9 protein-coding genes are annotated in these 9,395 nt (G+C 72.6%); 1 reads left to right on the top strand and 8 read right to left on the bottom strand.

Annotated features, from left to right (window positions below; all coding sequences use genetic code 11):
- Positions 1-395 (bottom strand): helix-turn-helix domain-containing protein (locus tag ACZ6S0_RS30020; protein WP_465922658.1); only part of this gene is annotated, 395 nt, incomplete at its 3' end.
- Positions 396-1,123: 728 nt separating this feature from the next.
- On the opposite strand from ACZ6S0_RS30020, the gene ACZ6S0_RS30015 reads away from it, so the two are divergent.
- Positions 1,124-2,377 carry a S1C family serine protease gene (locus ACZ6S0_RS30015; protein WP_465922657.1) on the top strand — a complete coding sequence of 418 codons (1,254 nt, stop codon included), beginning with the start codon at positions 1,124-1,126 and terminating at the stop codon, positions 2,375-2,377.
- A 91-nt stretch (positions 2,378-2,468) separates the two neighbouring features.
- Here the strand turns inward: ACZ6S0_RS30015 and ACZ6S0_RS30010 are convergent, their stop codons facing one another.
- The 7 genes from ACZ6S0_RS30010 to ACZ6S0_RS29980 form a co-directional block, all read right to left on the bottom strand.
- Complete coding sequence (locus ACZ6S0_RS30010; protein ID WP_465922656.1) at positions 2,469-3,209, bottom strand: ABC transporter permease; 741 nt, start codon at positions 3,207-3,209, stop codon at positions 2,469-2,471.
- Positions 3,202-4,083, bottom strand: coding sequence for an ABC transporter ATP-binding protein (locus ACZ6S0_RS30005; RefSeq protein WP_465922655.1), 882 nt, complete (start codon positions 4,081-4,083; stop codon positions 3,202-3,204). Before ACZ6S0_RS30005 ends, ACZ6S0_RS30010 begins: the two co-directional genes overlap by 8 nt.
- Positions 4,080-4,403, bottom strand: coding sequence for a winged helix-turn-helix domain-containing protein (locus ACZ6S0_RS30000; RefSeq protein WP_344891520.1), 324 nt, complete (start codon positions 4,401-4,403; stop codon positions 4,080-4,082). Before ACZ6S0_RS30000 ends, ACZ6S0_RS30005 begins: the two co-directional genes overlap by 4 nt.
- Complete coding sequence (locus tag ACZ6S0_RS29995; RefSeq protein WP_465922654.1) at positions 4,400-5,020, bottom strand: hypothetical protein; 621 nt, start codon at positions 5,018-5,020, stop codon at positions 4,400-4,402. The genes ACZ6S0_RS30000 and ACZ6S0_RS29995 overlap by 4 nt, the downstream gene beginning before the upstream one ends.
- Before the next feature lie 83 nt (positions 5,021-5,103).
- On the bottom strand, positions 5,104-6,834 hold the full coding sequence (gene cydC, locus ACZ6S0_RS29990; protein ID WP_465922653.1) for a thiol reductant ABC exporter subunit CydC: 1,731 nt from the start codon (positions 6,832-6,834) through the stop codon (positions 5,104-5,106).
- Positions 6,831-8,609 (bottom strand): thiol reductant ABC exporter subunit CydD, encoded by a 1,779-nt coding sequence (cydD, locus tag ACZ6S0_RS29985; RefSeq protein ID WP_465922652.1) that lies wholly within the window; start codon positions 8,607-8,609, stop codon positions 6,831-6,833. The genes cydC and cydD overlap by 4 nt, the downstream gene beginning before the upstream one ends.
- Before the next feature lie 6 nt (positions 8,610-8,615).
- On the bottom strand, positions 8,616-9,380 hold the full coding sequence (locus ACZ6S0_RS29980; protein ID WP_465922651.1) for a cytochrome d ubiquinol oxidase subunit II: 765 nt from the start codon (positions 9,378-9,380) through the stop codon (positions 8,616-8,618).
- Between the last annotated feature and the right edge of the window lie 15 nt (positions 9,381-9,395).

Below are 9,395 nucleotides of genomic sequence, written 5' to 3'. Positions count from 1 at the left end.
TCCACCACGCCGCGAGCGACGAGGTGTCCGGCCAGGGTACGCAAACTCCAGGTGGAGTGGCCGCTGATGCCCCACTCGGCGGGGACCGTCCGGGCGATCAGGCAGATGTGCTCGCGCACCCGCTCACTGATCGCCGCCGGCCGGCCCCCGCTCCATTTTGGGTCCAGCGCGTCGAACCCCCGCTCGTTGAAGGCATGGATGACATCACGCACGTAATCCTCACCGACCTGCATCAACGAGGTGATGTCCGGCACGCTCTGGCCCTGCCCGGACATCATCACCACGATCGCCCGGCGCAGCTTGACCGGGTCCTTCGCAGTCCGGGTGATGCGCTGGATCTTCCGGCCCTCCTCCATCGACAAGGGCCGGACGAACACATCCGGTGGACGAGCCACGACTACCTCCCAGCTTCCAGAGACAGCCAGCCTGACGGGTCCACCAGCCGAGATCAATTACCCGGCCAACGTTCCGGGACGGCCCACTAGATCTTGATGCCTACCCGGATCTTCTCCTGGTCGGGATGCCCGCAGGGATCACCGTCTTCATGGTCATCGCCATGCATCAGAGCGACAACCGCCACTCAGAACTCCTTCTCCGGCATGGCTTCACCTGGCAGACATCCCCGCGCACAATCCTCCGGCCGCCGGCCAAGCCTGACTCCGTACCGGACTGCGAGGGACCCGCTTGACTGTCAGTTGCACTCATCGACCAGTCCGGTGATTCGTTCAGCCACGACTTCAGCCCGACAGCGCCCCCATAGGGGGACTCGGCCGGCCCGCTGCGGGACGAAGAACTCCGTCCTACCGACCAGGGCGCGGTGTGCATGTTCTTCGGGTCGCGGGCGTCTCGGTCTGCGCGCGTGGTGACCTTCATGTTCGGCCTCACCCAGGGGTGCGGGTGTGTGGTGGATCCTGGTTCGGCGGCAGGAGGCCGATTACGCGGTCCATCACCCGCAGGCAAACTTCTTGAAGATCTTTTCGCCGGTCGCGGCGGGTGACACTGGCCTTCTAGCAGCGCCGATAAGCCGTGAGTGAGTCGTCTCAGGCTGTGTCCATCCCCGGCTTAAGCAGGTCTTACGCGCCTCTTGACACTCTAGGGTCATCGGGATTTGAGGAGATGACAGATGAACGCGAACGAGCCTCACGAGCAGGGCCCTGAGCGGCAGGGCACCGGTGGGTGGAGCCAGTTCGGCGCCACCCCGCCGGCCGCCGGTGGCTTCCCCCGGCGCGACACGATCGCCATGGAGGTCCCGCCACCGCCGCCGCCCGCCCCGCCCAAGAAGCAGCGCTTCACCGTGGGCCAGAAGGCCATCGCGGGTCTGGCCCTGGCCGCCATGGCCATCGGGGGCGGCGTCGTCGGGGCGGCCGTCGCCACCTCGTTCCAGCCCGAGCCGGTCGCCGGCAGCACCAGCACCGGCACGCCCAGCCCCGTCTTCAAGTCCGCCTCCAGCCAGCTCACCGTCGCCGAGGTCGCGGCCAAGGTACAGCCCACGGTCGTGATGATCCAGGGGCAGACCGGCGAGGGCTCCGGCGTGGTGCTGTCGGAGGACGGGCTCATCCTCACCAACAACCACGTGGCCGTGGGCGCGGGGCAGGGCGGGCAGATGACCGTCAAGTTCAGCGACGGCAAGACGGCCAAGGCCACCGTCGTCGGCACCGACCCCGCCACCGACCTGGCCGTCATCAGGGCCGAGGGCGTCTCCGGGCTGACCAAGGCCACGCTCGGCGACAGCGACCAGCTCAAGGTCGGTGACGCGGTGCTGGCGATCGGAAGCCCGCTCGGCCTCGACGGTTCCGTCACGGCGGGCATCGTCAGCGCCCTCGACCGTACCCTCAACCTGGGCAGCGACCAGCGCCAGCAGATCCCGCCCGGCTGGGGTCAGCAGCAGGAGCAGCAGAGCGCGCCCACCACGATCGGCGGCGCCATCCAGACCGACGCCTCGATCAACCCGGGCAACTCCGGCGGCGCGCTGGTCAACGCCGCGGGCGAGCTGATCGGCATCAACACCGCGATCGCCTCGGAGGCCGCGGGCGGCGGCGTCGGCTTCGCGATCCCGGTCAACACCGCCAAGCAGGTCTCCGACCAGCTCATCAGCACCGGCAAGGTCAGCCACGCCTTCCTCGGCGTGAGCGTCACCGACGCGACCGGCGACGTGCCCGGCGCCCTCGTCAGGGAGATCACCGCCGGAAGCCCCGCGGAGAAGGCCGGGCTGCAGCAGGGCGACCTCATCACCAAGATCGACGACAAGGCGGTTGACGGAGGAGATACTGTTGTTGGGCAGGTCAGAGGTTTCAAACCGGGTCAAGAGGTCAAGATCACATATGTGAGGGGCGGCGAGACCCACGAGGTCGACGTCACCCTCGCGGAGAACGCATAAGGACCCCCTCACGGACGGGTGTGCCGTCGAGATCGCTGCGGACTCGGCGGCACACCCCCCCAAAAAAACACCCCCAAACACCCCAGGCCGGTCAGGTAAAGCGGCGTCCCTCGTCGCGGCGGTAGGCCCAGGCGGCCCCGGCCGCCGCCAGCACCGTCCACCCGGCCAGCGAGACCAGCGCCACCGTGTTCGGCGTGGTGTCCGCGGTGATCGCCCAGAGCAGCTCGGCCACCCCTCTGGCCGGCGTGTACGGCGAGACCACCTCGATGAAGTCCGGCAGGATCTGCGGGGGCAGCAGCAGTCCGCCCGCGATCGCCATCGGGAAGAACACCACCTGCGACACCGGGATCGCTCCCTTGGCCGTCATGACGAAGCCGATGAACAGCCCGATCAGCATGAACGGCACCACGCCCACCACCAGCGCGCCCAGCCCCAGCAGCAACCGCAGCGGCGTGGTCGTCGCCTCGGTCAGCAGCGCCGACACCACGAGCACGGGCACCACCGAGAGCAGCACGGTCGCCAGCGTGGCCAGGACGCGCCCGGCGAGCCGGGGGTACGGCCCGGCGGGCAGCGTACGCACGTACGGGTTCCACGGCAGCTCGCGGTCCTGGGCGACGGTGATGCTCAGCCCGGCCAGCGCCCCCGACATGGCGCCGAAGAACATCAGCGAGCCCGTCGCCATGGTGGCCGCCTTCGGGTCGTCGCCCGTGAACGGCACCACGAACGCCACCATCGTGATGGCGGGGAACACCGCCCCGGCGACCAGGCTGATCGGCACGCGGAGCTGTTCGAGCAGGAGCAGGCGGGCGTGCGCGACGACCAGGCTAGACATGTGCGGACTCCTTCGAGGTGATGGCGAGGAAGGCCTCCTCCAGGGTGGTCGGCCTGATCTCGAGGCCGGAGAACGGCGTGCCGCTGCGTACCAGCTCGACGACCAGCCGGTCGGGATCGGTCGTGACCAGGTTGACCCGGCCGTCGGCGCGCTCCACGTCCAGCACGCCGGGCAGCTCGGGCAGGTCGTCCGCGACGAGCGAGACGCGGCGCACGCCCACGATGTCGCGTACGGCGCGCACCGTGTCGTCGGCCAGCACCCGTCCGTGGCCGACGACCACGACCCGCTCCGCCAGCGCCTCGATCTCCTCCAGGTAGTGGCTGGTCAGCAGCACCGTGCCGCCCTCCTCGTGGAAGGCGGCGATGCCGTCCCACAGGGCCCGCCGCGCCTCCACGTCGAGGCCGGTCGTCGGCTCGTCGAGGAACACCAGCTTCGGCCTGCCCGCGAACGCCAGCGCCACGGCCAGCCGCCGCTTCTGGCCGCCCGACAGGCCGCCGATCTGCCGCTTGACCAGGTCGTCCAGCCCGAACCTGGCCAGCAGCTCGCCCTTGGCGACCCGGTCGGGGAAGTGAGCGGACACGAAGTCGACGATCTCGCCGACCCGCAACGACTCGGGGAGCCCCGTCTCCTGCGGCGTCACGCCGATGCCGCGGCGTACGACCGGGTCACGGGGCGAGCCGCCGAACAGCTCGACCGTGCCGGACGTCGGCCGGCGCAGCCCCACGAACAGGTTGATCAGCGTGGACTTGCCCGCCCCGTTGGGGCCGAGCAGCCCGACCAGCTCGCCGGCCCGGATGTCGAGCGAGACGCGGTCGAGCGCCAGTACGTCGCCGTAGCGGCGGCCGGCCTCGATCGCGCGCGCCAAGATGGTCATCGAACTCCTCCAGCGTTGTCCAGCAGGGCGCGGATCGCCTTGGTGTACTCGTCGAATGCCAGCCGCCCCCGCTTGGTGATCGCCACGTACGTGACGGGGGTGCGGCCCTTGTGCGTCTTGTTGATCCGGACGTAGCCGGCGTCCTCCAGCTTGGTCAGATGCACCGACAGGTTGCCCGCGGTCATGCCGAGCAGCTCCTTCATCGAGTTGAACGCCATCTCGTCCCCGTCGCCGAGCACGTTGAGCGCGGCCACCACGCGCAGCCTGGCCTGGGCGTGGATCACCGGGTCGAGGTCGGGCGGCGGCTGGCCCGCGGTCATGCGCGGCGCCTCAGCCACAGCCCGGCGGCGACGAACCCGCCGCCGAGCAGCACGGTCGTCAGCAACGCGTGCCAGCCCGCGCCGAGGAGCACGCCGAGCGCGTTGACGCCGGCGATCCAGGCGCCGACGAAGAACATCTGCCAGTTGAGCCAGATCGCGCCCCCGGCCATGTAGAGCACGGCCACCACCATGAGCGCGATGCCGCCCCAGAGCAGGCCGGTCTCCTGCGGCGGCAGTTGCGGGCTCATCCGGGCGCCGATGATGATCATGAGCGTCATTCCGGCGAACCACGCGTAGCCGTACATCGTCCCCCGGGCCGACAGGTCGCCGCGGGCCAGCCGGTTCATCCGCGCGATCCCGTACGCGGTGAACGCCCCCGCCACGATCTGGCCCGCCATCAGCACCCCCACGGCCTGCATCTGGGAGATCGGCGCGTAGGGTCGCCCGTCCAGCCCGTAGTGCAGGAACAGGGCGCCGAAGCCGAGCAGCCAGGCCACCCCCCACGGGACGTAGAGCAGCAGCGGGTCGCCCCTGAGCCACTTCACCGTGGCGACGCTCTGCTCCTCGATGACGCGCAGCATCTCCTCGGGGCTGGACGCGCTCTCGTCCTCGACCATGCAAACTCCTCGATACCTCAAACTGGTTTGCATCGTAAACCTGATGGCGAGGCAAACTCAAGTCGAGGAAGCGGGGACTGGCGCTACCGGCGGGTCAGGGCCTCCGACTCCCACAGGTCGCGGTAGTAGCCGGGCACGGAGACGAGCTGGTCGTGAGACCCGCGCTGCACGACCCGGCCCTCGTCCAGCACGATCACCTCGTCGACCGACTCCAAGCCCCTGAGCCGGTGGGTCACGAGCAGCGTCGTGCGGTCTCTGGTCACGTCGAGCAGGTCGCTCATCAGCCGGTCGGCCGTCTCCTCGTCGAGCGCCTCGGCGGGCTCGTCGAGCAGCAGCACCGGCGGGTCGTACAGGAGCGCCCTGGCCAGGGCGAGGCGCTGGAGCTGGCCGCCGGACACGGTCCGGCCGTCCTCGCCCAGCTCGGCGTCCCAGCCGGTGCGCTCGACCCAGTCGTCGAGCCTGGCCTCGCGTACGGCGCGGCGCAGTTCCTCGTCCCCGGCGTCGGGCCCGGCCAGGCGCAGGTTGTCGCGCAGGCTGGCGCGGAAGATGTACGGGTCCTGGGTGAGGCCGGTCATCAGCGTACGCACGTCGTCGCCGGCCAGCTCCCGCAGGTCGACGCCGTTGACCCGGACGGCGCCCGACTCGGGCTCGACCAGGCGCATGAGGGCGGCCAGCAGCGTGCTCTTGCCCGCCCCGCTGGGGCCCACCACGGCCACCCGCCTGCCGGGGGTTAGCCGCAGCGACACCCCGTCGAGCGCGGCCCGGCCCCGGCGCCCGGTGCCCGGAGCCGTCGTGCCGCCGTCGTGCCCCGCGTCCTGGGCGGTGGCGTGGCGGACCACGAGGTCGTCGATCTCGATCGTGAGCGGGGCCTCGGGGAGGGGCGCGGGCGTGGCGGGCTCGGTGACGGCCGGGGCGGAGGAGCGTACGTCGCGCAGCCGCCGGAGGGCGGCCATGATGCCCGCCATCCGTTCCCCCGCAGCCGCCAGCGGCAGCACCGGCTCGAAGGCGACCAGGGACGTCAGCGCGAGCACGGCGGTGCCGACCGAGCCGATGCCCGCCCCCTGGGCGAGCAGGACGACGGCCGCCACCGTCAGGCCCTGCACGAGCGTGCCGCCCGCGAGGGCGGCGGCGTGCACGAGCGCCTGGCGGCGCTCCAGGGCGGCCAGCGACTCGTCGGCGGCCCTGGCCTCGGCCAGGGCCGCGTCGTCGGCCCCGTACGCGGCCAGGTCGGCGGACCCGTGCACCAGGTCGGCCACCCGGCTCGCCAGCGCCGCCCGCGCCGGGGCGATCCTGGCCGACCAGCGCCGGGCGGCGGCGGCCGTGCCGGCGGGCAGCGCCACCCCGGCCAGCGCCAGGCCCGCCACCAGCACCAGCGCCGCCGCGGGCAGGATCGTCAGCCCGACGACGACCGCGGCCAGCCCCGCCAGCGCCGCCGCGGCGGCCGGGAGGAGGCAGCGGACGAGCAGGTTCTGGACGGCCTCGGTGTCGTCCACCATGCGGCTCAGCAGGTCGGCGCCGCCGTGCCGGGGCCGCTGGGGCGGGACGAGGGCCTCGTAGAGGCGTTCGCGGGTGCCGGCCTGGGCGCGCAGGGCGACGTCGTGGCCGGTGAGGCGTTCGGCGTAGCGGAAGACGCCCTTGCTCGTCGCGAACGCCCTGGTCGCCACGATCGCCACGCTCAGCGCGGCCAGCGGCGGCTGCTCGGCGGCCCGGGTGATCAGCCAGGCGGCGGCGGTGATGAGCCCGATCCCGGCCAGGTCGGCCGCCGCCCCCGCCAGGACCGCCCAGGTCAGCCGGGTGCCCATGCGCCGGTTCATCGCCCGCTCCCCTCGTGCCGCGCCGCCACCTGCGGGCCGCCGCCCTCGTCCGGAGGGGCCTCCACGGGGACGGGCGCGCCTTCGAGCACCGCCCCGCCACCGGGCGCGCTCTCAGCCACCGCGGGGCGGGTGGTGTCGGAGACGACCCGTCCCTCGTGGACGCGGATGACCCGGTCGGCCAGCTCGATCATGGCGGGCCGGTGCGCCACGATGACGGCCGTACGCCCCTGGGCCAGCTCCTCCGTCGCGGACACCACCGCCGCCTCGCTGCGGCCGTCCAGTCGCGCCGTGGGCTCGTCGAGGAGCAGCACGGAGGCGCCTGGGCGGCAGAAGGCGCGGGCGAGCGCGATGCGCTGCCGCTGGCCCGCCGAGAAGTTGGTGCCGCGCTCGCCCACCACCGTGCCGAACCCCTGGGGCAGCGCCGCCACGAAGTCCGCGTGCGCCGCCTCGGCCGCCCGCCGGACCTCCTCCATGGACGTCCCGGGCGCCCCGAGCCGGATGTTGTCGGCCACCGACGTGGCGAACAGGTGCGGCCGCTGGGCCACGAACGCCAGCCGCGCCCGCCAGCCCGCCAGATCCAGCTCGCGCAGGTCGACGCCGTCGACGAGGACCCGGCCCGCGGACGGCCGGACGAAGCCCAGGACGAGGTGGAGCAGCGTGCTCTTGCCCCCGCCGCTCTCGCCGACGAGCGCCACGCGCTCGCGCGGGCCGATGGTGAGGGAGACGTCCTCCAGGGCCGCGTCGTCGCGGCCTGGGTAGCGCACGGTGACGTTCTCGAGCCGGATCTCCGGCGCCCCGCTCCCGGCGGACGGCGCGCGCCCGCCCTCCGGCCGCGCCTCCTCGGCCGACCGGTCCAGTACGGCGAAGGCCGCGTCCGCCGCCGCCACCCCCTCCATCGAGGCGTGGAAGCGCGTGCCCATGGCCCGCAGCGGCAGGTACGCCTCCGGCGCCAGCAACAGCACCAGCAGCCCCGTCGTCAGGTCGAGCGACCCCCCGAGCAGCCGCAGCCCGATCGGCACGGCGACCAGCGCCAGCGACAGCGACGCGCACAGCTCCAGCACGAGCGAGGACAGGAACGCCACCCGCAGCGTCCGCATGGTGGCGCCGCGGTGGGCGTCGGCGACCTGCGCGATGACCGTGGCCTGGTGGCGGGCCCGCCCGAACGCGCGCAGCGTCGGCAGCCCCCGTACGACGTCGAGGAAGTGCCCGCCGAGCCGCGACAGGGCCAGGAACTGCCGCTCGGTGACCGCCTTGGTGGTCATCCCGACGAGGGCGCCGAAGACGGGGATCAGCGGCAGCGTGACCAGTACGATCACCGCGCTGGCGAGGTCGGCGGCGAACAGCCTGACCAGCACCGCCAGCGGCACCACCGCGGCCACCGCGATCGCGGGCAGGTAGCCGGTCAGGTAGTCGTCGAGCCGGTCGAGGCCGCGCCCGGCCAGCGTGACCAGCTCGCCGGAGCCGTGCGCGGTGAGCCGGGCGGGCCCCAGCTCGCGCAGCCGGTCGAGCAGCCGGTGGCGCAGCGCGGACTTCACGCCCGTCGCGGTGCGCCCGGCGAAGACGCCCTGGCCCCAGGCCAGCAGCGCCCGCAGGCCCACCACGGCCGCCAGCACCGCCAGCGCGGCGGAGGTGAACCGGCCGGACAGCACGCCGGCCAGCACCTCGGCCTGTACCAGCACGAGCAGCCCCGCCAGCACGGCGGCGGCCATGGTGACGCCCAGGTGGCGGCGAACCGAGCGCTCGGCCCGCATGAGCGCGAGGAGATCCTTGTGCACGTGCCCTCAGAAGAACGACGGGAGCCGGACGGCGTCCTTCCCTGGCCGGAAAGTGCGCCACACCCATACTTGCGCGCCCAGCATGATGGGTGCGAACGGCAGCACCATGAGACTGAGCACATTCAGCGTGGCCGGGGGAGCGGTGTTCGCCAGCAGGTACGGCATCGCCCCCACGAGCACTCCCACGGCGGGCAGCGCGGCGACCAGGGCCGAGACCAGCAGCATCGGCCCCGACCTGGTGGCGCCGAACACGCCGGGCGTCCGCCAGCCCAGGAACGTCCACCCGTGGAAGGCGAACAGCAGCGTCACCACCACGCCCAGCATCAGGCCGACGGGGTGCACGGGCGAGGACGCGAAGCCGGTGGCGGCCGCGTACAGGGCCATGCCCCAGCCGACGGACAGCCCCAGGGAGCCGAACGCGATCGCCCCGTCCCAGAACCCGCGCCACAGCGAGCCGTCCAGCCTGCGGCGGAACCAGAGCCCGGCGTCCCGCAGCACCCAGCACAGCAGCATGGCCACCACCAGCGGGTAGAGGCCGAACAGCACCTCGCCCTCCAGCATCGGGTAGACCCCGAACAGCGTCCCGGCGACGGCCACCAGCCACACCTCGTTGGCCAGCACGTAGGGGGCGATGGCGGCCACCATCCGGTCCCGGTTGTCGCGGGTCCTGCCCAGCACCGGCAGCAGCAGCCCCACGCCCAGGTCGAAGCCCTCCAGGGCGAAGTACCCGGCCAGCAGCACCGCGAAGAAGGCGAACCAGATCACTTCCATGTCAGCACTCCTCAG

This window comes from Nonomuraea sp. NPDC051298 (genome assembly GCF_055586305.1).
The sequence above is the reverse complement of the archived record's forward strand: the minus strand, read 5'-3'. Positions and strand labels throughout refer to the sequence as shown.